Annotated in this window: 19 protein-coding genes; 10 read left to right on the top strand and 9 right to left on the bottom strand. The window is 70.1% G+C overall.

Annotated features, from left to right (window positions below):
- Positions 1 to 19: 19 nt before the first annotated feature.
- The 4 genes from AB0M56_RS37490 to AB0M56_RS37475 form a co-directional block, all read right to left on the bottom strand.
- On the bottom strand, positions 20 to 598 hold the full coding sequence (locus AB0M56_RS37490; protein WP_364185214.1) for a metallophosphoesterase family protein: 579 nt from the start codon (positions 596 to 598) through the stop codon (positions 20 to 22).
- Positions 599 to 750: 152 nt separating this feature from the next.
- Positions 751 to 1371 carry a phosphoribosyltransferase family protein gene (locus AB0M56_RS37485; protein WP_364185212.1) on the bottom strand — a complete coding sequence of 207 codons (621 nt, stop codon included), beginning with the start codon at positions 1369 to 1371 and terminating at the stop codon, positions 751 to 753.
- Positions 1372 to 1376: 5 nt separating this feature from the next.
- A complete protein-coding gene (locus tag AB0M56_RS37480; RefSeq protein WP_364185210.1) occupies positions 1377 to 1532 on the bottom strand; it encodes a hypothetical protein in 156 nt (51 codons plus the stop codon).
- A gap of 283 nt (positions 1533 to 1815) precedes the next feature.
- On the bottom strand, positions 1816 to 3069 hold the full coding sequence (locus AB0M56_RS37475; RefSeq protein ID WP_364185208.1) for a glycosyltransferase family 4 protein: 1254 nt from the start codon (positions 3067 to 3069) through the stop codon (positions 1816 to 1818).
- Positions 3070 to 3148: 79 nt separating this feature from the next.
- On the opposite strand from AB0M56_RS37475, the gene AB0M56_RS37470 reads away from it, so the two are divergent.
- Positions 3149 to 4951 (top strand): sugar-binding domain-containing protein, encoded by a 1803-nt coding sequence (locus AB0M56_RS37470; RefSeq protein ID WP_364185206.1) that lies wholly within the window; start codon positions 3149 to 3151, stop codon positions 4949 to 4951.
- A gap of 77 nt (positions 4952 to 5028) precedes the next feature.
- Here the strand turns inward: AB0M56_RS37470 and AB0M56_RS37465 are convergent, their stop codons facing one another.
- The 3 genes from AB0M56_RS37465 to AB0M56_RS37455 are packed head-to-tail and all read right to left on the bottom strand — an operon-like array spanning position 5029 to position 7835.
- On the bottom strand, positions 5029 to 5517 hold the full coding sequence (locus AB0M56_RS37465) for a glutathione peroxidase (RefSeq protein ID WP_364185205.1): 489 nt from the start codon (positions 5515 to 5517) through the stop codon (positions 5029 to 5031).
- Positions 5518 to 5532: 15 nt separating this feature from the next.
- Positions 5533 to 7065 carry a glycoside hydrolase family 57 protein gene (locus AB0M56_RS37460; RefSeq protein WP_364185203.1) on the bottom strand — a complete coding sequence of 511 codons (1533 nt, stop codon included), beginning with the start codon at positions 7063 to 7065 and terminating at the stop codon, positions 5533 to 5535.
- A complete protein-coding gene (locus AB0M56_RS37455; protein WP_364185201.1) occupies positions 7062 to 7835 on the bottom strand; it encodes a class I SAM-dependent methyltransferase in 774 nt (257 codons plus the stop codon). The genes AB0M56_RS37460 and AB0M56_RS37455 overlap by 4 nt, the downstream gene beginning before the upstream one ends.
- A 53-nt stretch (positions 7836 to 7888) precedes the next feature.
- On the opposite strand from AB0M56_RS37455, the gene AB0M56_RS37450 reads away from it, so the two are divergent.
- Positions 7889 to 8314: a hypothetical protein gene (locus AB0M56_RS37450; protein WP_364185199.1), complete on the top strand. Its 426-nt coding sequence runs from the start codon at positions 7889 to 7891 to the stop codon at positions 8312 to 8314.
- Here the strand turns inward: AB0M56_RS37450 and AB0M56_RS37445 are convergent.
- The gene (locus tag AB0M56_RS37445) at positions 8295 to 9131 is read right to left on the bottom strand and encodes a DegV family protein (RefSeq protein ID WP_364185197.1); all 837 of its coding nucleotides are present in this window, start codon (positions 9129 to 9131) and stop codon (positions 8295 to 8297) included. The genes AB0M56_RS37450 and AB0M56_RS37445 overlap by 20 nt on opposite strands.
- A 243-nt stretch (positions 9132 to 9374) precedes the next feature.
- Here AB0M56_RS37445 and AB0M56_RS37440 point away from each other — a divergent pair, with 243 nt between their 5' ends.
- From AB0M56_RS37440 to AB0M56_RS37425, 4 genes are all read left to right on the top strand, one after another.
- On the top strand, positions 9375 to 10160 hold the full coding sequence (locus tag AB0M56_RS37440) for an electron transfer flavoprotein subunit beta/FixA family protein (RefSeq protein ID WP_364185195.1): 786 nt from the start codon (positions 9375 to 9377) through the stop codon (positions 10158 to 10160).
- Positions 10161 to 10188: 28 nt separating this feature from the next.
- Positions 10189 to 11148 carry an electron transfer flavoprotein subunit alpha/FixB family protein gene (locus AB0M56_RS37435; protein WP_364185194.1) on the top strand — a complete coding sequence of 320 codons (960 nt, stop codon included), beginning with the start codon at positions 10189 to 10191 and terminating at the stop codon, positions 11146 to 11148.
- Between the two features lie 163 nt (positions 11149 to 11311).
- Positions 11312 to 12094 carry a GNAT family N-acyltransferase gene (locus tag AB0M56_RS37430; RefSeq protein WP_364185192.1) on the top strand — a complete coding sequence of 261 codons (783 nt, stop codon included), beginning with the start codon at positions 11312 to 11314 and terminating at the stop codon, positions 12092 to 12094.
- The gene (locus tag AB0M56_RS37425) at positions 12091 to 13008 is read left to right on the top strand and encodes a lysophospholipid acyltransferase family protein (RefSeq protein ID WP_364185190.1); all 918 of its coding nucleotides are present in this window, start codon (positions 12091 to 12093) and stop codon (positions 13006 to 13008) included. Before AB0M56_RS37430 ends, AB0M56_RS37425 begins: the two co-directional genes overlap by 4 nt.
- A 522-nt stretch (positions 13009 to 13530) precedes the next feature.
- On the opposite strand, the gene AB0M56_RS37420 is transcribed toward AB0M56_RS37425, so the two are convergent.
- Complete coding sequence (locus AB0M56_RS37420; RefSeq protein WP_364185188.1) at positions 13531 to 14436, bottom strand: NADP-dependent oxidoreductase; 906 nt, start codon at positions 14434 to 14436, stop codon at positions 13531 to 13533.
- A gap of 149 nt (positions 14437 to 14585) precedes the next feature.
- On the opposite strand from AB0M56_RS37420, the gene AB0M56_RS37415 reads away from it, so the two are divergent.
- The 4 genes from AB0M56_RS37415 to mnmA all read left to right on the top strand — a co-directional run bounded on the left by AB0M56_RS37415 (position 14586) and on the right by mnmA (position 19647).
- On the top strand, positions 14586 to 15875 hold the full coding sequence (locus tag AB0M56_RS37415; protein WP_364185186.1) for a LuxR C-terminal-related transcriptional regulator: 1290 nt from the start codon (positions 14586 to 14588) through the stop codon (positions 15873 to 15875).
- 45 nt (positions 15876 to 15920) lie between these two features.
- Positions 15921 to 17291, top strand: a complete 1371-nt coding sequence (locus AB0M56_RS37410) for an MFS transporter (RefSeq protein ID WP_364185184.1) — start codon at positions 15921 to 15923, stop codon at positions 17289 to 17291.
- Between the two features lie 64 nt (positions 17292 to 17355).
- Entirely contained in the window at positions 17356 to 18552 is a 1197-nt protein-coding gene (locus tag AB0M56_RS37405) for a cysteine desulfurase family protein (protein WP_364185182.1), read from the top strand.
- A 3-nt stretch (positions 18553 to 18555) separates the two neighbouring features.
- Positions 18556 to 19647, top strand: coding sequence for a tRNA 2-thiouridine(34) synthase MnmA (mnmA, locus tag AB0M56_RS37400; protein ID WP_364185180.1), 1092 nt, complete (start codon positions 18556 to 18558; stop codon positions 19645 to 19647).
- Positions 19648 to 19650: the final 3 nt, after the last annotated feature.

Below are 19650 nucleotides of genomic sequence, written 5' to 3'. Positions count from 1 at the left end.
GGCGGCAGGGTTTGGCTGTTCAGGCGCTGGTTTCGGCCGGACTTCCGAGCTCGGTCAACTCGGTGGTGACGGCGTCGAGGTGGAGAGGGCGAAGGTCGTTGACGTCCATCCCGACGTTCAACTGCCGGCCCCGCTTGCGCCACGCGCTGTGGACGTGACCGTGCAGCAGCCACAGTCCCTCGTCGGGCAGGCGGTACTGCGACCCGCGGTCCTCGCCGATGTGGTCACCTTCGTACGGGAAATGGCTGAGCAACACGTTTGTCCCGGCGATCCGGCGCCGGGCAAACGCTTGCACCGTGGCGAAGTGCTCCAGCCATGCGCGTTGGTGCCGATGCGCCTGGCGCAGTCCGGGCCACGGCTCGTCGTGGTTGCCGGTGATGAGGTGGATCTCGCCGTTCAGCTGCCGGAGCGTGTCGGCGAACCGTGCCAGCCGGCCCATGCCGACGTCACCCAGGTGCCACACCTGGTCGCCCGGCCGGACGGCGGCGTTCCACCGCTCGACCACGAACGCGTCGTGCTCGGGCGGCGTCTCGAAGCCGCGCAGGCCGGCCACGAGCTGGTGGTCGAAGTGGGTGTCGGCGGTGAACCAGACGTCCATGATCGGGCTTCTCCTCGTTGTCGACGTCGGCCCATCGCCGGGGAGGCGACGCAGGCATACCTTGCGCCCTGAACCTCCCCTTGCGCCAGGGATTTTCGCCATTCGGCGGGGCTCGTCACTGTCCGTTGTGGATAGTGGGATGAAGGTCCCCTTCACCCCTTCCCGAGGAGCCGCATCACGGTCGCGTCCGACACCTGGGTGAAGTCGGCGTACCAGCGGCCCACGGCGCTGAATCGCCTCGGCGCGGCGACGGCGATGAACTGGTCCACCTCGCCCTCGAACTCGGCGATGGCGTCCGGCGCGCACACCGGCACGGCCAGCACCACGCGCCGCGCGTCGCGGAGGTCGCGGACGGCGGCCATCGCGGTCACTCCGGTTGCCAGTCCGTCGTCGATCACGAGCACGTCGTGGCCGGCCACCGCGACTTCCGGGCGCCCGTCGCGATAGGCCGCCAAACGGCGACGCGCCTCGGCCCGCTCGCGCGCACACGCCGGCTCCATCGCTTTCGGCGTGAGCCCGAACGCGCGCAACGCCGGCATCGAGTAGTAAGGCGGCCCCTCCGCAGTCACCGCGCCGACGCCGAACTCTCGCCGCCCAGGCGCCCCGATCTTCCGAGCGACCACGACGTCCAGCGGAGCCCCGAGTGCCTGGGCGACCTCGGCCGCCACCGGCACGCCCCCGCGCGGCAACCCGAGCACGACGGGCTCGACCCACGGCTGCCTGGCCAGGATCCGCCCGAGTTGCCGCCCGGCGTCGATTCGATCGAAGAACAACGTCCTCACCACCGTCGCGCCACCAGCCAAGACGCGATGCTCGCGGCACGTGGATTGTTGAACAATGCTTTGGCCGAAAAACGGCCAAAGCCTGCCGCCCAGCGCATCCCGACGACAGCCGGCACGAGTCCGGCCGCGTGGTCGACGAACGGCAACATCATGCGTTCCAGATTCCCGCGACGAAGCCGGACGAACCGGTCACTCGCCGCGTTCAGGTCGGCCTACCTACTGCTTCCCCTATTGTTTCGCGCGCGGCGCCGGACGGATGCTTCGAACACCCCACCGAAATATCCAGGGAGCGTCATGACCAGCAGATCCAGAGCCGTCGTCGCTGCCTTGCTCGCTGTTTTCGCCGTTGCTCTCACCGCAGCGCCGGCGGTTTCGGCGCCCGCTCAGGCGCACGCCGCCTGTGTCCGGCCCTGCCACTTCTGACGGCGGGCCCGCTCAGAGTTCGAACGCGTTGCCCGTCGCGATCTTCGGGCGTCCCAGCTCGATCGGCTCTCCCATGCGCGCGCGCCGGTAGACCTCCGCGGTCGCCTCGGCGATGCGTCCCCAGTCGAAGTCCGCCGCGAGGCGTGACTGGGCCGTTCGTGCGCGCCGGGTCGCGGCGGCGGCGTCGCTCAGGACAGTCGTGACCGCCGTGGCCAGACCCGCGACGTCGCCCGGTTCGAACGCCAGGCCCGTTTCCCCGTCGACGACCACCTCGCCGAGGCCGCCCGCCGTCGACGCGACGAGCGGTGCCTTCGCGGCCGCGGCCTCCAGGGCGACGATCCCGAACGGTTCGTACCGGCTCGGCAGCACCACGGCGTCGGCCGCGGCCAGCAGCGCGCGCAGGTCACGGTCGGGCAGGTGGCCGACGAAGTCCACCGCGCGGCGAATCCGCAGCTTGCGCGCCTGGGAGACCAGCTCGTCGTGGTGTCGCCCCTTACCGGCGACGACCACTCGCGTGCCCGGGAACTGGCGGCGGATGCGGGGGAGCGCGGCCAGCAGGTCCTGCACGCCCTTTTCCCACTCCAGCCGGCCGAAGAACAGCAGGAACGGTGCGCCGTCGGCGCTGTGCCGTTCGCGCATCTTCGCCACCTCGGCGGCCGAGACGCGCCAGCTGCGTTCTTCGATGCCGTTGTGGATCACGGTGACGTCGGCGGCCTCGATCTCGAACAGGTGCGCCACTTCCTTGCGCATTGCCTGCGAGCAGGTGATCACGGCGTCGGCTCGGTTGGCCAGCCACCACTCGACGGAATGCACCTGCTGGTTGAGCGGGTGCGAAAGCCAGCCCGAGTGCCGGCCCGCTTCGGTCGCGTGGACGGTGCCGACGAGCGGTACGCGCGCGGCCTCGGCGATGGCGATCGCCGGGTGCGTCACGAGCCAGTCGTGCGCGTGGACGACGTTGGGATGCCACGTGCGCAGCAGGTCCTGCGCGGCGCGGATCATGGCGTGGCCCATGGCGAGCGTCCAGGCGACGAGGTCGCGTTCGAACGTCAAGTGCATCGGGTCCTCGGCCACGCGGATCAGGCGCACGCCCTCGACGTCGCGGTCGCTGCGCGGGTGCGTGGAGGCGTCGGTGCCGGCCTGGTGGCGGCAGAGAACCACCACGTCGTGGCCCTGCTGGGCGAGGTGCCGGGCCAGCGCGTGCACGTGCCGGGCGAGCCCGCCGATGACCACGGGCGGGTACTCCCACGACAGCATCAGCACGCGCATGGGCAGAGGTTACTCGCCAGTCGCTTCCGCCGGGCGGCCCGGCTGTCGCCGCCTTCGATCTCTGTCACCATCGAAGGTGATGACTTCCAGCCAGCCCGAGTGGCAGCGCGCGGACCCGCCCCTGACGACGCCGTGGACCGACCTCGTCAGCCCCTCCGACGTGCTCCCCGAGTACCCCAGACCGCAGCTGAAGCGGCCGCGGTGGCTGAACCTCAACGGCGTCTGGGACTACGCGGGGTGGCTGTCGTCGCCCGGGGAACCGCGGCCTGTCGGCTACGGCGAGCGCATCTTGGTCCCCTTCGCACCGGAATCGGCACTCTCCGGAATCAACCGGCGCGACGAGGTCCTGTGGTATCGGCGGCTGTTCGAGGTCCCGGAGGACTGGCGCGGCGATCGCGTGCTGCTGCACTTCGGCGCGGTCGACCAGACGGCGAAGGTCTGGGTGAACAACCAGCTCGTGGTCACCCACGAGGGTGGCTACGCCGCGTTCAAGGCGGACGTCACCGATGCGTTGCGTGCGTCCGGGCCGCAGGAGCTGACCGTTCGCGCCGAGGATCGCACCGACATCTCGCCGTTCCCGCTCGGCAAGCAGCGCAACGCACTGGGCGGCATCTGCTACACGTCGACGTCCGGGATCTGGCAGACGGTGTGGCTCGAGCCGGTGCCCGTTGAGCGCGTTGAGAACCTGGAGATCACTCCGGACCTGGCGGGCTTCGCGGTATTTCCCCAGGTCAATGGTGGTATTCAAGTCGAGCTGAGCGTTTCGCCACCCAGCGGCGACGAGATCGTCAGCGTTCGTGGGGCCGCCGGCACGAGGTTGCGGGCGGACGTCCCGGAGCCCCACTGGTGGACTCCCGATGATCCGTATCTCTACGACCTCACCGTGCGGCTGCTCGACCACCACGGCGACGTGCTCGACGCGGTCACCAGCTACGGCGGACTGCGCACCGTTGAGCTCGTCCCCGACTCCGCCGGACGCCCTCACGTCGCCCTCAACGGCCGGATCACCTTCCTCCACGGCCCGCTCGACCAGGGCTATTGGCCCGACGGCGGCTACACCGCGCCCACCGACGACGCCCTGCGTTTCGACCTCGAGAAGACGAAAGAGCTCGGCTTCAACTTCGTCCGCAAGCACGTGAAGATCGAGCCCGCGCGCTGGTATCACTGGACCGACCGGCTGGGGCTGCTCGTCTGGCAGGACATGCCGTCGCTGGTGGTGTCGTTCGACGGGCCGCCCGGGCCGGCGCCGGACCCGGTGCCCGAGGGCAAGGACCGCTTCGAGGCCGAGCTGCGGGAAATGGTGCGGCAGCTGCGGAACGTGCCGTCGATCGTCGCGTGGGTGCCGTTCAACGAGGGCTGGGGCGAGTTCGACACGGCGCGGATCGCCGAGCTCGTGAAGGAGCTCGACCCGACTCGCCTCGTCGTGGCCAACAGCGGCGTCAACTGCTGCTTCTCCCGCACAGACACCGGCGCCGGCCACGTCTACGACGACCACACGTACGTCGGGCCCGGCGAGCCGCGCGTGCAGGACCACCGCGCGCTCGTTGACGGCGAGTACGGCGGCCTCGGGCTCGTCCTCGACGACCACCGCTGGCCCGGCCCGCCCAACGCGTACGAGATGACCGCTGACGCCGATCACCTCGCCCGCCGTTATACGGAGCTCAGCACCCGGCTGGAGTCCCTGGTCGGCGAACTGGGCCTCTCAGGGGCGATCTACACCCAGACCACGGACGTGGAAAACGAGGTCAACGGCCTCCTCACCTACGACCGCCGCGTGACCAAACTGGACGCGGACGTCGCGGCGGCCCGCAACCGCGCGGTCATCGCCCGCGGCTCCTCCCCGGCCGTCGAAGCCGTCCAGGAGCCACAAAACCCCAGTTAGAGACGTTTCGCCACTGAACGGCGACAAGAAAAGGGCGGGAGCTCCAAGGAGTCCCCGCCCTTCGCCGGCCGTGAAAATCAGGCAGGCAGCACTGCCTCGATCGCCTTCACCACGGTCTCGTCCTCGGGCTCGGTCCGCGGACGGAACCGGCCCACGACCTCACCGTCGGAGTTGATCAGGAACTTCTCGAAGTTCCACTGCACGTCGCCGGCGTCACCCTCGGCGTCGGCGGTCTGGGTGAGCGTGGAGTACAGCGGGTGACGGTCGTCGCCGTTCACCTCGAGCTTCTCGAACAGCGGGAAGGTGACGCCGTAGGTGGTGGAGCAGAACGTCTGGATCTCGTCGGCCGTCCCGGGCTCCTGGCCGGCGAACTGGTTGCACGGGAACCCGACGACGGAGAAACCCTTGTCGCCGTAGCGTTCCTGCAGCTTCTCCAGGCCGGTGTACTGCGGGGTCAGGCCGCACTTCGAGGCGACGTTGACCACCAGCAGCGCCTTGCCGCCGAGCGCGCCCAGGGTGGTGTCCTCACCCGAGAGCGTCTTCAGCGGGATGTCGCGAATGCTCATTCCTCGGTGTCCCTTTCACTTGTGTGGCAGCAGCTGTCGTGCGTCCAGCTGTCCGAACGGTCCATCGGCGCGGCGGTACTCCGCCGCGAGCTCCTGCGCGCGAGCGCGGTCGCCGGTGCGCAGCAGCCCGGCGAGCTCGTCGAAACGCGAGGTGTGCACATGGGCGCGCCGGCGCGCGTAGTCCGCGGCGGAGTCCTTGGTGACCATGAACGCCCAGTCGCTCGACAACGCCAGCATCGCCTCCGCGACGGCCTGGTCGGCCACGGTGTCGTGAGCGGTTCCCCCGTGCTCCCCGAAATGCCCGGAAACGAGGTCCAGCAAGCGTTTCTGCAACGCTGTGTTGTCCTGCACCATGTCGGCCACCTGCTCGCCGTCCCACACGCGCCAGTCCTTGCCCGAACCCCACGACGACGCGGGCAGGTCGATCGGCGCCCCCACGTGGCCGGCCTCCAGTGCGCCCTTCAGTGTCGTCACGCGAACGCCCGCCTCCGGCAGCGCGCGCAGAACCCCCTCGAGCCACGCGGGACCCTCGTGCCACCAGTGCCCGAACAGTTCCGTGTCATACGCCGCCACCACGAGAGACTCACGCCCGTGCTGCGCCCGCAGCGAACGCAGCCGCGCGACGACCGTGTCGACGAAGTCCTTCACGTGCGTACCGAGTACGTCTGCGGCGAGCGCGGGGTCGTACGGCGCCTTCTCGTGCGGCGGCACCTGCTTCCCGGTGACGCGCGACGCCTTCAACCCCACTTCATGCGCCCACGTGTGGAAGTCGCGGTACGCCGCGTGCCCGGGGTAGCCGGCTTTCGGCGACCAGACGCGGTACGTCACCTCGAGGTCACGCCCGAAACACACCACGTCCGAGGAGCCGACCGTCCGCGCCGCCGACGTGTCGCCGTGCAGCGACGGTCCGTCGACCAGGAACCGCTGCACGCCCGCGGCCGCGTAACCACGCTCCATCCCGGGCTCGTAGCCGCATTCCGGCGCCCAGATGCCCTCCGGCCGCCGCCCGACGCGCAGCTGCGTGTCGGCCAGGCCTTCGCGCAGGGCGAACGCGCGAACGTCCTCGTCCAGCAACGGCTGGAACGGGTGCGCGAGCGGTCCCCCCAGCAGTTCGATCGTGTCACTGTCCACAAGTGACCGCAGGATCGGCGAGAACCCGTGGCGCCAGCGCGTCTCCAGCTCCTCTGTCGCGCGCACGGCCGTCTTGTGCTCCGCCGCGGCCAGGTCGCGCAGCAGCGGGTCGCCGCCCCACAGCGTCGACGCGTGCTGCGCGCGCAGCTGCCAGTGGCCGAGCCAGTCGTGGCACGCTCGGATCGCGTACGGGTCGTCGAGCTGCGCCGCGAGCACGGGTGTCATGCCGAGCGTCAGGACGTCGCGTCGCCCCTCAGCGGCGAAACGCTGCAGAAGGTCGACGACCGGCAGGTACGAATGTGCCCACGCCTGGTAGAGCCACTCCTCGCCGACGGGCCAGCTGCCGTGGTGCGGCAACCAGGGGAGATGGCTGTGCAGGACGAGGCAAAAAGTGCCTTCCGAGGCGGGCGGAGTCACGGGCGCACCGCCACCGCGACCAGATCGAGGCTCGCGTCCAGGTCGTCACCGCGGACGGAGAAGTCCTCCGCCCCGACCGCCGCGACGTCGGCGAGCAACCCCGCCGGCCACACGGCCTGCCCGGGCAACGAGCCCATCACCACCTCGAGCTGCGCGTCGATGATCGAGCCGCCGTACGCGCGTTCGAGCTCCCGCAGGCGTGCCCCGTGATGCAACCCGTGTAGCGATTGGACGACGAACCCGGCCGCACGCAGCAGACCGTCCAATTCGGACGGTGCGAGCTCCCGTGTGTGGTACGGGTTCAGCGGTGTGTCGGAACCCGGCGTGAACGTGAGCCGGTTCGGGGTCGTGACCAGCAGTTTCCCGCCCGGCCGCAGCACGCGGAAACACTCGGCGAGGAACCCGTCCTGGTCCCACAGGTGCTCGATCACCTGGAAGTTCGCGACTACCTCCACGGATTCGCCACTCAACGGCAAAAACGCGAGGTTCGCCCGCGCCACCGCAACATCCGGGTAGCGACGGGCGACGTGCTCCGTGGTGGGCACGTCATAGTCCAGCGCCAGCACGCGCCGCGCCGTTTTCGCGATCAGCCCCGCGCCGTAACCCTCGCCGCAGCCCGCCTCCAGCACCGTCGCGCCGGCGCAGTGGGGGAGCAGGGCGACGTAGGCGGCTTCGTGGCGACGGAACCAGTAATTCTCCTCGGGGATGCCGGGGACGGTCCGTTCGCCGGTGAGGTGCAGTGCCTCGGCCCGGGTGGCTGCGTTGGTCACCTGCGCGACCCTAGCGCGTGTCACGTTCCCGACCGCCGTCTCGTTCCAGCCCCATGCAACGGACCCTCACGCGTGTACTGCTGGTGCTGCTCGGCGTCGTCACGGCGGCGACGGGAGTGTGGCCACTCCTGTCGCCCCTGGGCTTCTACCAGGACTTTCCCGGCTTCCGCCACGGCTGGGTCAGCATGGACGGAGCGTTCGACGAACACCTCATCCGCGACTTCGGCGCCCTCAACCTCGCGCTGGCGGCGACGCTGATCGGCGCTGCCGTGATCGGCACCACAGCCGTCGCGCGGCTGGCGGCCGTGGCGGCGCTGCTGTTCGCTGTGCCGCACTTCGTCTACCACCTCGGGCACGTCGGCCACTTCGCGACCGTCGACCAAGTAATGATCCTGTCAACGCTCGCGCTGGGCGTGCTGGTGCCGCTTGTCGTGCTGTTCGTGCCGGGACGAAAGCCGGTCAGGTCGGCGACACCGTGATGCTCAGCGCGCCCGGGCCGACGTGCGCGCCGATCACCGTGCTCGCGTCGCCGATCACGACGTCCGTGATCCCGGGAATCCGGTCCCGCAGGCGTCGCACGACCTCGGTCTCGTCCGAGCCGAAGCGAGTCACGGCGACGTCCACGCGCTGGTCGCCCGCGGCCTTCACCGCGAGGTCGACGAGCCGGTTCATCGCGCGCTTCGTGCCGGGAACGCGGGCCAGCGGCGAGACCTCACCGTTACGCACGGTGAGCAACGGCTTGATCGAGAACGCCGTACCCACCAGCGACTGGGCGGCTCCGACGCGTCCGGTGCGCCGGAGGTACTCGAGCGTGTCCACGTAGATCAGCTCGGTCGCGGCGCGCACGCGGCGCTCGGCGGCTTCGAGCACGCGCGCGAGCTGACCCCCGGCGCCGGCGACGCGCGCGGCCGACACCGCTGCGTAACCGAGGCTCATGCTGGCCGTTCCACTGTCGATGATGTGCACGGGGATCCGGACCTGTTGCGCCGCCTCGCGGGCCGCCTGAACGGTCTCCGAAAGGCGACCGGAGATGTGCAGGCTGACGATGGCGGACGCGCCGCGGGCGGCGGCGTCCTGGTACGTCCAGAAGAACGCACCCGGGTCGGGCGGCGAAGTGGTGACGCTGTGGCCGGACTTCATGGCGGAGATGAGCTCGTTGCGGTCGAACCGGTGTTCGTCGTCCGTCTGATCCCCGACGTGCAGCTGGACCTGCACCACGCCGATGCCCCAACGGGCGGCGAGTTTGTCGGGCAGGCACGAGGTCGAGTCCGTGACTACGGCGATGTGCGCGGGCATGGTGCGGGAGGTTAACCCCTGTCGGCCTACTGCCAGTAGCCCACCGTTGGTCCGATCGGGCGAGCGGTGTGCTGGACGGGTTAACCGGCGGACTACCGGGACGATGGTCTCAAAAGATTGCTCATCCAGGTGAATGCCGTCACCTCGGCGGGTCTCCCCGCCTGAATGGCCCTAATCTACCGGCCAGTAGAGCACTGTCCCGCGGCCGAGAGCCGGCCCCAACCGGGAGGTCGAAGAAGACCCATGACGAATATCGTTGTCCTGGTCAAGCAGGTACCGGACACCTACTCGGAGCGGAAGCTCTCCGGTGCCGACAACACGCTTGACCGCGAATCCGCAGACGCCGTGCTCGACGAGATCAACGAGAAGGCCGTCGAAGAGGCGCTGAAGATCAAGGAGGCGGGCGAGGGCGAGGTCACCGTGATCTCCGTCGGCCCCGACCGCGCCACCGACGCCATCCGCAAGGCGCTGTCCATGGGCGCCGACAAGGCCATCCACGTCTCCGACGAGGCGCTGCACGGCTCCGACGCCATCGCCACCGCCAAGGTGCTGGCCGCCGCGATCGGCAAGGTCGAGGGCTACGACCTGGTCATCGCCGGCAACGAGGCGTCCGACGGCCGCGGCGCCGCCGTGCCGGCGATCGTCGCCGAGCTGCTCGGCCTGCCGCAGCTGACCTACGTGCGCCAGCTGACCGTCGAGGGCTCCAGCGTGAAGGCCGACCGCGAGACCGAGGACGGCATCACCCACCTCGAGGCGAACCTGCCCGCGCTCGTGAGCGTCGGCGAGAAGATCAACGAGCCGCGCTACCCGTCGTTCAAGGGCATCATGGCCGCGAAGAAGAAGCCGGTCGAGACGTTCACCGTCGCCGACCTCGGCATCGACGCGGGCGAGGTCGGTCTCGCCAACGCGTGGTCCACCGTGCTCGAGTCGTCCCCGAAGCCGCCGCGCACCGCGGGCGAGAAGGTGGAGGACGAGGGCGACGGCGGCACCAAGGTCGCCGAGTACCTGGTCGCGCAGAAGCTCATCTGAGACACGGTTTCGAGGAGGATCACGAAAAATGGCTGAAGTACTCGTCCTCGTCGACCACGTCGACGGTGATGTCAAGAAGGTCACGCTCGAGCTGCTGACCGCCGCCCGCGCGCTGGGTGAGCCCTCGGCCGTCGTCGTGGGCCCCACGGGCACCGCGGCCAAGGCCAAGGAAGCGCTCGCCGGCCACGGTGCCGCGAAGGTCTACGTCGCCGAGGGCGACGACGCCACGAGCTACCTGGTGACCCCGAAGGTCGACGTGCTGACGAAGCTCGCGGAGCAGGCTTCGCCGGCCGCCGTGCTCGTCGCCGCCAGCGCCGAGGGCAAGGAGGTGGCCGCGCGCGTCGCAGTGCGGCTGGGCTCCGGTCTGCTCTACGACGCGGTGGGCGTGAACGCCGACGGTTCGGTGGACCAGTCCATCTTCGGTGGCGCGTTCTCCGTGAAGTCCAGGGCTGCCAAGGGCGCGCCGGTGATCTCGGTGCGTCCGGGTGCCGTCGAGGCCGAGGCCGCCGACGGTGCTGCCGCCGAGGAGACCGTCGAGATCCCGGCGCAGGACGCGGCGAAGTCCGCGAAGATCACCGGCATCGAGCCGATCGTCGGTGGCGACCGTCCGGAGCTCACCGAGGCGTCGATCGTCGTCTCGGGTGGCCGTGGTGTCGGTTCGGCGGAGAAGTTTGACGTCGTCGAGAAGCTGGCCGACTCGCTCGGCGCGGCCGTCGGCGCTTCGCGTGCGGCCGTCGACTCCGGCTACTACCCGGCGCAGTTCCAGGTGGGCCAGACCGGCAAGACGGTGTCGCCGCAGCTGTACATCGCGCTCGGCATCTCCGGCGCGATCCAGCACCGCGCCGGCATGCAGACGTCGAAGACGATCATTGCTGTCAACAAGGACGCCGAGGCTCCCATCTTCGAGATCGCCGACTTCGGCATCGTGGGCGACCTGTTCAACGTCGCGCCGCAGCTGACGGAGGCCGTCGACAAGCGCAAGGGCTGATGTTTTCCCGCTCCGAAGGCCGCTGGGCGATGTACCGCTCAGCGGCCTTCGGCGTTTGTCGGACCCTGAGAAAAGCCTGAGAACCTGCAATTAACTCAACGTGCACTAATCGGTCATCGATTGGCACTCTCCGCGGTTTCCAGTTCGCAGGTACACAGTGTTCATGACGTCGTCTCAGCTCCTCGTCAGCACTGATCAGGCGGGTGTCGAGCTCCCGGCCGATGCGCCGAGGTACTCCCTGCTCGTGGCCCACGCGAACGAAGAAGTGCTCGCCGCGCAGAAGCTGCGGCACCAGGTTTTCGCCGAGGAGATGGGGGCCCACCTCAATTCCCTGAAGCCCGGTCTCGACGTCGACTACTTCGACGAGTTCTGCGACCACCTCGTGGTGCGCGACGACAAGACCGGCGACATCGTCGGCTGCTACCGCATGCTTCCGCCGGAGCGCGCCTCCCAGGCCGGCAGCCTGTACTCCGACAGTGAATTCGACCTGACGGCCCTCTCCGGCCTGCGCTCGACGCTCGTGGAGACCGGCCGCTCCTGCGTGCACCCGGACCACCGCAGCGGCGCCGTCGTGAGCCTGGTGTGGGCGGGGATCGCGCGGTACATGCTGCTTTCCGGCCACCGCTACCTCGCCGGCTGCGCGTCCGTGCCGCTGAGTGACGGCGGCAGCTACGCCGCGGGCGTCTGGGATGTGTTGCGCGCCAAGCACTACGCCGACGAGTCGCGCCGCGTTTCGCCGCTGCACCCGTGGGATTCCGACTCGGTCGTCCGTCCCGACCGCGCCGTGCTGCCGCCGCTGATCAAGGGCTACGTGCGGCTCGGCGCCGAGGTCTGCGGCCCGCCGGCGCTCGACGAGGACTTCGGCGTCGCCGACTTCTTCGTCCTGCTCGACTTGCACAAGATCGACGAACGCTACCTCAAGTTCTTCCTCGGAGTGCAGGTATGAGCCACGCCTGGATGCCGACGTCCCCCTGCGGCGACGGCTGCCTCACCGAAGGTGCCGCCACGGTCTCGTTCCCGCGTCGCGTGCTGCGCTTCGCGTCGGCCATCGGGGTGGTCCTGGCGGCCCTGCTGACGGCGCCGCTGCTGCTTGTGCTGCGCGGCCGGGGCCGGGAACGCCTGGTCCGGACCATTTTCCGCTCGGTGCTGCGCGCGTTCGGCGTGAAGCTGGTCGTCCGGGGCGGCGCCGACTTCCTCGCCGCCCCCGCCGGCCGTGGCGCGCTGGTGGTGAACAACCACATCTCGTGGCTGGACATCGTCGCCATCAACGCCCTGCGCCCCATGCGCGCCCTCGCGAAGGTCGAGATCGGCTCCTGGCCCGTCCTCGGCACCCTCGTCCGCCGCGGCGGCAGCATCTTCCTGGACCGCGAACGACTCCGCACGCTGCCCCACACCATGACCGAGCTCGCCGACGCTCTGCGCTCCGGCTCGCTCGTCAACGTCACCCCCGAAGGCACCACGTGGTGCGGCCTCGCCTCCGGCCGCTTCACCACGGCCACCTTCCAGGCCGCCATCGACGGTGGCGTGCCCGTCCGCCCCATCGCCCTGCGCTACCGCCTCGCCGACGGCCGCGAGACCAGCATGCCCGCGTTCATCGGACCGGAGTCCCTCATCGCCTCCCTGCGGCGAGTGGCCTCCCTGCGCGGCCTGGTCCTCGAAGCGCACGTCTGCCCGGAGATCGCCCCCGGTCGTGCGGAGGACCGTCGCTCGCTGGCCGCCCTCGCGGAGGCCTCGGTGCACTCGGCGCTGGGGACGGTCCGGATCCCGGCCCAGGGTCGCCGGCGGGTTTCCTCGGCTCCCGCCGCTGTCTTCGCTGGCAAGCCTTCGGCCCAGCCCGCGAAGGCGCACCCAGTTCACTGATCTCCTAGCTGAACTGCAGGTTCGCGGGTGTCGCCACTGAACGGCGACGCCCGCGAACCTGTTGTTGCCACCGAACGGCGACACCCGCGAACGTGTCGTTGCCACTGAACGGCGACGCCGCGAACTGCCGTCGCCACCGAATGGCAACGACTGCGAACTGCTGTCGCCACTCAGCGGCGACGTTCGCCAACAGCTGTCACCAGTCGACGGCGATGTCCGCGAATCGGCTGTCGCCGCTGACCGGCGATATCCGTGAACCGCCGTGGCCACTCATCGGCAATGCCACAAACTGCTCTGGGCCCGACGCCCCCGGGCGCAGCGCTTCGCCCTCGACAGACAAGACTCGGCACGACATTCCAAGTCGGCGTCCACACCCGTTGCCACTCAGAGGCAAAACTCTCTGACCAGCCAATCTTCCCACGGCCACGGCCCGACGATCGACAGCACCACACGATCGGGCCGACCTCGTCCCGCCCAAAATTCGACGGGGCCGGCCGAGAAAGGCCGAACCCCGTCGAACCGTCACGACACGGCGATCGTGATCTTCCCTCCCGGATGCCCCTCCTGGCTCTCCTGCTGCGCAGCCGCGGCCTCCTCCAACGGGTAGCTCCTCCCCTGCGCGATCTGCAGCCCGCGTTCCACGAACTCGAGGATCTCCGCCAGCACCTCGGGAGTCGCGTCGTCCGCGGTGCCGGCCGAGAACGGCAGCCCCAGCTCGAACGCCGCCCCGTCCGCGATGGTCACCACCCGCTCCTTCGACCCGAGCAACTCGACGGAATCCGGCAGCACGCCATGACCCGACGCGTCGAGCACCGCGTCCACCGGCCGGTCCGCCGCCGCGCGGACGCGCTCGGGCCAGCCGTCGCCGTAGAGGACGGGGATGGCGCCCAGTGACTTCACGTCGTCGAAGCTGCGTTGCCCCGCCGTGCCGATCACGGTGGCACCGAGCGCGACGGCCGCCTGCGTCGCGAAGCGCCCGACGGTGCCACTCGCACCGTGGATCAGCAGCAGGTCACCGGCCTTCACGGCCAGCAAACGCAACACCCGTAGCGCCGTTTCGCCGGCCACGGGCAACGCCACGGCGTCGTCCCACGACAGGCTCGCCGGCTTGTGCGCAACGGTCGTCGCCAGCGCGTACTCGGCGTATGAGCCGGTCACGGCCCAGCCGAAGACCTCGTCGCCGACAGCGAAGGCCGCGCCGTCGCCCACCGCGTCCACGACGCCGGCCAGCTCGGCGCCCGGGATCTGCGGGCCCTTCGGTGCCGCGGCCTCGGACATGGCGCCGCTGCGAATCTTCCAGTCGATGGGGTTCACACCCGCGCGCCGCACGGCGACACGGACCTGTCCGGGGCCGGGTTCGGGCAGCGGGACGTCGCTGAGCTGCAGGACGTCCGGGCCGCCGTACGCGGCGAAGGTGATGGCTCGCATGGTTCCTCGTACTCTCCTTCGATTCAGGACGGTCGTTCGTCCTGCTTCGAGTCAACTGTCCCGCGTCGCGATCCGAACCGCTCGGACGAGCAGCGTTCACTATCCGGAAGAGCAGGACCGGTCCCTTCGTATACGCCTACCGTGGACACATGGACGCCTCCTGGACGAACCCGGCCCACGTGCTCGACGTCGCCGTGCGCGTCATCTCCGCGCCGCGGCCCGAGATGCTGCCGCGCTTCTCGCAGGAGCTCGGCGCCGTGCTGCCGCACCGCGCGGCCGCGATGCAGACGGGCGACTGCCCGCGCAGCCCGTTCAAGGTCACCGGCGACACGTCCATCACCGGCGCCGTGACCAGCGCGGAACTGGACCACCTCGCCGAGCGGGCCATCCCGGGCGAGGCCGTGGTCCTGGACGGTGTGCTCGCCGGCACCGAACGTCGCCTGATCCTGCTCACCTCTCGCCCCGCCATCGGCAACGGCGCGGTGATCGCCCTGGTGCCTTCCGACGCCGAGCCGTCCGTCGAGGCGTTGGGACTCGCGGCCCGCCTCTGGCACCTGACCAGCACCGACGCCGGTCAACGCGCCGTCGACCCCGGTCCCGACGTTCTCGCCAGCAACCTCGGTGACGGTCTGGGCGCGCGCGCCCAGACCGTCACCGACCTGGGCCAGACGCACGCAGCCACGCTCGTCGCGCTCCTGGCCGTCCTGCGCTCGGGCCGGCTCGGCGACGCCGCCGCGCGCCAGACGGCGACCGACTTGGCCGCACGCGCGCTCCTCGAACTGCGAGCTGTGGCAGACCGTGACCAGGCGCTGTCCGCGGAGTCCGCTCGCGCCGCGTTCGGCGTGCTCGCCGACCAGCTTTCGCCGGTGGTCGGCCACGCCGACGTCGCCGTCGACCTCGTGGCCCCCACCGACGACCGCCAGCTGCGGCAGGACATCGCCCACACGGCGCGCACCGTCACGCGTGGCCTCGTCATCGCCGCCCTCGACCGCCCGGGCACGACCCGCATCCGCGCTTCCTGGCGCCTCGACGGCGCCGCCCTCCGCATCACCGTCCGCGACGACGCCCCCGACATCCCCGACGTCGTCCTCGACCCCGGCTTGACCGAACGCATCACGCCCCTCGGCGGCAGCTGGGAGGTCGACGCCGTCCCCGGCTGGGGCGCGACGATCACCGCCGCGCTCCCGCTGGACACCGTCGAAACGCCCGAGCTGCGCCCGCTCGACAGGCTCAACGCGCGGGAGGTCGAAGTCCTGTCGGGCATTTCGCAGGGGCTGCGCAACCGTCAGATCGCCGCGCAGCTGCAGCTCAGCGAGCACACAGTGAAGTTCCACGTGCGCAACCTCCTCGAGAAGCTCGAGGTCAGCTCCCGCGGCGAGGCCGCCGCGCTCGCTCGTGACCTGAGGCTCGATCCGGTCGCGGTGCACCGGACCGCGTGAAATCGACTTGACCTCCACACGGCTGGAGGTTGCAGTCTGGCGATCATGAGCCGGATCCTCGACGCCCAGCCCCAGCCCCGAAGAAGCGTGCTGTGGAGCCGCGAGCACCGGCTCACGACGATCGGCTTGTTGCTCGTGGTCACGTTGGTGGCCTTCGAAAGCATGGGCGTCGCCACGGCCATGCCCACGCTCGTCGCCGAGCTGCACGGCCTCGCGCTGTACTCGTGGCCGTTCACGACGTTCCTGATCGCCAGCGTCGGCGCGACCGTGCTGTCCGGCCGCATGGGCGACCGCCGCGGCCCGGCGCCCGCACTCCTGGCCGGGCCGGCGCTGTTCGCCGTGGGCCTGGTGGTGGCCGGCACCGCGAGGTCCATGCCGGTGCTCTTGGCCGGCCGCGCCCTCCAGGGTCTCGGGTCGGGATTCCTACTGGTCGCGGTGTCCCTTCTCATCGCGCTGACGTTCACCGACCGCGAACGCCCCGTCATCTACGCCGCGAACGCCGCCGCGTGGGTTCTGCCCGCGGTGGTCGGCCCTTCGGTCGCCGGCCTGATCACCGTCAGCATCGGGTGGCGCTGGGTGTTCCTCGGCCTGGTGCCGCTGGTCGCGATCGGTGTCGCGCTGCTGGTCGTCGTCGTCCGAGGCTTGCCCGACCACGTCCCGGCCGCGGAGGCCCGCCGCGCCGGCGTCGTCCCGGCGGTCGTCGCCGCGCTCGGGGTCGCCGCCTTGACGTGGGCGGGTCAGCACCCGTCGCCTCTCGCCCTCGGCTATGGCGCCATCGGCCTCGTGGCTCTCGGTTTGGCACTTCGCAAGCTGCTCCCCACGGGCACTCTGACGTTCCGCCCCGGCCTGCCCACCGTCGTCGCCTCCCGCGCCCTGCTTTCCGGCGCCTACGCCGGAATGGAGGCCTACCTGCCCCTCATGATGAGCGCCGTCCACGGCTACGGCCCCGCCCTGGCCGGCCTGCCGTTGACGATCACCGCCCTCGGCTGGTCGGCCGCCTCCGGACTGCAGGGAAGGTTCCTCGACTGGTCCCGCGAGGCGACGCTCCGCATCGGCTTCGCCCTGGTCGCCGTGGCTTTGGTGGGCTTCGGTTTCGTCGCGCAGCCCTGGTGCCCCGCATGGCTGGCCTTCGTGATCTGCGCCGTCGGCGGCGCGGGCATGGGCGTCGCCATGCCCGCGATCTCCGTCCTCCTGCTCCGCTACTCCCCGGAGGGCGAACGCGGCTTCAACACCTCCGCCATGCAGTTGGCGGACTGGGTCGGCTCGGCTCTGCTCATCGGCCTCGGCGGCGTCCTGCTGGCCGTCGTAGCCTCGGCCGTCCACCCGTCTCCGGCGATGGCGATCCTGGTCGCGGCCCTCGTTCTGCTCGCTTTGCTGGGGGTTCGTGTGACCAGTCGATGGCCGCAGAAGGTGTGACAGGCCACTTTCGCGCCCAGGGTGGACTTCGTCACGGGCTGAAGCGGACTACCCTGATGTGGCGATGACCTATCTCGACCATGCGGCGACCACCCCGATGCTGCCCGAAGCCGTAGCGGCGATGACTGAGGCTTTGTCCACCGTGGGCAACGCCTCCGCGCTGCACTCTTCGGGACGCCGTGCACGCCGCGTCGTGGAGGAATCCCGCGAGATCATCGCCGAAGCCCTGGGCGCCCGGCCTTCCGAGGTGATCTTCACCGGCGGCGGCACGGAGAGTGACAACCTCGCTGTCAAGGGCATCTACTGGGCTCGCCAGAGCGCTGACCCCGGTCGCCGCCGCATCCTGTGCAGCGTCGTGGAGCACCACGCCGTCCTCGACACCGTCGAATGGCTCGAGTCCCAGTGCGGCGCCGAAATAACCTGGCTTGAGGTCGACGACCAGGGCCGCGTCTCGCCGGCCACCTTGCGCGCCGCTATCGAGTCGTCGCCGGAGACCGTCGCGCTCGCAACGGTGATGTGGGCCAACAACGAGGTCGGCAGCATCAACCCGATCGCCGAGCTCGCCGCCATTTGCGCCGAGCACGACATCCCGCTGCACACCGACGCCGTTCAGGCCGTCGGCGCCGTCCCGGTCGACTTCGCCGCCAGCGGCGCCTCCGCCCTCACCTTGACGGGCCACAAGCTCGGTGGCCCATACGGCGTAGGCGCTCTCCTCCTCGGCCGCGACACCGAGTGCACCCCGGTTCTCCACGGTGGCGGCCAGGAACGCAGTGTTCGCTCCGGGACCCTCGATGTCCCGGCCATCGTCAGCTTCGCCACCGCGGTTCGCGTGGCAGCGGAGAGCCGCGCCGAATACGCGGCGCGCGTCGAGAAGCTCCGTGACGAACTCATCGCGGCCGTCCAGCGCGAGATCCCCGACGCGATCCTCAACGGCGGACGCGGCGAGCGCCTGCCGGGCCACGCCCACTTCACCTTCCCCGGCTGTGCCGGCGACAGCCTGCTGATGCTGCTGGACGCCAAGGGAATCGAATGCTCCACCGGCTCGGCCTGCACCGCGGGTGTCGCCCAGCCGAGCCACGTGTTGCTGGCGATGGGCGCTGACGCCGCGGCCGCCCGCGGCTCGCTGCGCTTTTCGCTGGGCCACACGTCGACACTGGATGACGTGACCGCGCTCGCGCGGGAGATCGGCGGGGTCGTCGCCCGGGCGCGGCAGGCGGGACTCGTCGGCATGCGCAAGCAGACCCAGAAGCAAGAGGTGTAAGCGATGCGGGTACTGGCTGCAATGAGCGGAGGAGTCGACTCGGCCGTCGCCGCGGCGCGGGCGGTTGACGCCGGTCACGATGTCGTCGGCGTGCACCTGGCGCTGTCCGCGAAACCAGGCACGCTGCGGACGGGTTCGCGCGGCTGCTGCACCATCGAGGACTCGCACGACGCCCGCCGCGCAGCCGACATCCTCGGGATTCCCTTCTACATCTGGGATTTCGCCGAGCGCTTCACCGAAGAGGTCGTCGAGACGTTCGTCGGCGAGTACGCGGCCGGCCGAACTCCCAACCCGTGCGTGACTTGCAACGAGAAGATCAAGTTCGAGGCGTTGCTGGACAAGGCAATGGCGCTCGGCTTCGATGCCGTGGCCACCGGCCACTATGCGCGCCTCGCGACGGTTGATGGCGAGCTCGAGCTTCGCCGGAGCGCCGACGAGGGCAAGGACCAGTCATACGTGCTGGCTTCCCTTACGCCCGAACAGCTCAGTCACGCGATGTTCCCGCTGGGCGACTCGTGGAAGTCGGACGTCCGCGCCGAGGCGGAGCAGCGTGGCCTTTCAGTGGCTCACAAGCCGGACAGCCACGACATCTGCTTCATCCCCGACGGTGACACCAAGCAGTTCCTCGAGAACCGGCTGGGGCAGCGACCGGGGCAGCTGGTCGATGCGGAGACGGGAGCCGTTCTCGGACAGCACACGGGCGTGCACGGGTTCACCGTCGGCCAGCGCAAGGGCCTCGGCATCGACGCGCCGGCCACTGACGGGCGACCCCGGTACGTGCTTTCGCTCGAGCCTATTTCGGGCACGGTGAAGGTCGGGTCGTCGACCGGCCTTGGCGTTGACGTGATCGAGGCCGACCGGGCGATCTGGCCGAGTGGTCGCGCGCTCGACGGTCCGACCGAATGCGTCGTGCAGGTTCGTGCGCACGGTGGCATCGCCGAAGCCGTGGCCGAGGCCGACGGCGAACGCGTCAGCGTCCAGCTACGCGAGTCGCTTCGGGGAGTTGCTCCGGGGCAGGTCGTGGTCTTGTACCGGCCGGACGCCGGTGCCGGCGATCTCGTCCTCGGCAGCGCGAAGATTTCCAGTACGCGCTGACCT

It is taken from the genome of Amycolatopsis sp. NPDC051372, from assembly GCF_040682095.1.
GTDB lineage: Bacteria > Actinomycetota > Actinomycetes > Mycobacteriales > Pseudonocardiaceae > Amycolatopsis.
Note: the sequence above shows the minus strand (reverse complement) of the source record. Positions and strands in the feature narration are given on the sequence as shown.

What these genes read in the sequence shown, in the direction of transcription:
- AB0M56_RS37415 (WP_364185186.1), top strand. Translation starts at nt 14,586, where the DNA reads ATGGACGCCTCCTGGACGAACCCGGCCCACGTGCTCGACGTCGCCGTG.
- AB0M56_RS37475 (WP_364185208.1), bottom strand. Translation starts at nt 3,069, where the DNA reads ATGCGCGTGCTGATGCTGTCGTGGGAGTACCCGCCCGTGGTCATCGGC.
- AB0M56_RS37430 (WP_364185192.1), top strand. Translation starts at nt 11,312, where the DNA reads ATGACGTCGTCTCAGCTCCTCGTCAGCACTGATCAGGCGGGTGTCGAG.
- AB0M56_RS37450 (WP_364185199.1), top strand. Translation starts at nt 7,889, where the DNA reads ATGCAACGGACCCTCACGCGTGTACTGCTGGTGCTGCTCGGCGTCGTC.
- AB0M56_RS37480 (WP_364185210.1), bottom strand. Translation starts at nt 1,532, where the DNA reads ATGATGTTGCCGTTCGTCGACCACGCGGCCGGACTCGTGCCGGCTGTC.
- AB0M56_RS37405 (WP_364185182.1), top strand. Translation starts at nt 17,356, where the DNA reads ATGACCTATCTCGACCATGCGGCGACCACCCCGATGCTGCCCGAAGCC.
- AB0M56_RS37445 (WP_364185197.1), bottom strand. Translation starts at nt 9,131, where the DNA reads ATGCCCGCGCACATCGCCGTAGTCACGGACTCGACCTCGTGCCTGCCC.
- AB0M56_RS37425 (WP_364185190.1), top strand. Translation starts at nt 12,091, where the DNA reads ATGAGCCACGCCTGGATGCCGACGTCCCCCTGCGGCGACGGCTGCCTC.
- AB0M56_RS37470 (WP_364185206.1), top strand. Translation starts at nt 3,149, where the DNA reads ATGACTTCCAGCCAGCCCGAGTGGCAGCGCGCGGACCCGCCCCTGACG.
- AB0M56_RS37465 (WP_364185205.1), bottom strand. Translation starts at nt 5,517, where the DNA reads ATGAGCATTCGCGACATCCCGCTGAAGACGCTCTCGGGTGAGGACACC.
- mnmA (WP_364185180.1), top strand. Translation starts at nt 18,556, where the DNA reads ATGCGGGTACTGGCTGCAATGAGCGGAGGAGTCGACTCGGCCGTCGCC.
- AB0M56_RS37440 (WP_364185195.1), top strand. Translation starts at nt 9,375, where the DNA reads ATGACGAATATCGTTGTCCTGGTCAAGCAGGTACCGGACACCTACTCG.
- AB0M56_RS37410 (WP_364185184.1), top strand. Translation starts at nt 15,921, where the DNA reads ATGAGCCGGATCCTCGACGCCCAGCCCCAGCCCCGAAGAAGCGTGCTG.
- AB0M56_RS37490 (WP_364185214.1), bottom strand. Translation starts at nt 598, where the DNA reads ATGGACGTCTGGTTCACCGCCGACACCCACTTCGACCACCAGCTCGTG.
- AB0M56_RS37420 (WP_364185188.1), bottom strand. Translation starts at nt 14,436, where the DNA reads ATGCGAGCCATCACCTTCGCCGCGTACGGCGGCCCGGACGTCCTGCAG.
- AB0M56_RS37435 (WP_364185194.1), top strand. Translation starts at nt 10,189, where the DNA reads ATGGCTGAAGTACTCGTCCTCGTCGACCACGTCGACGGTGATGTCAAG.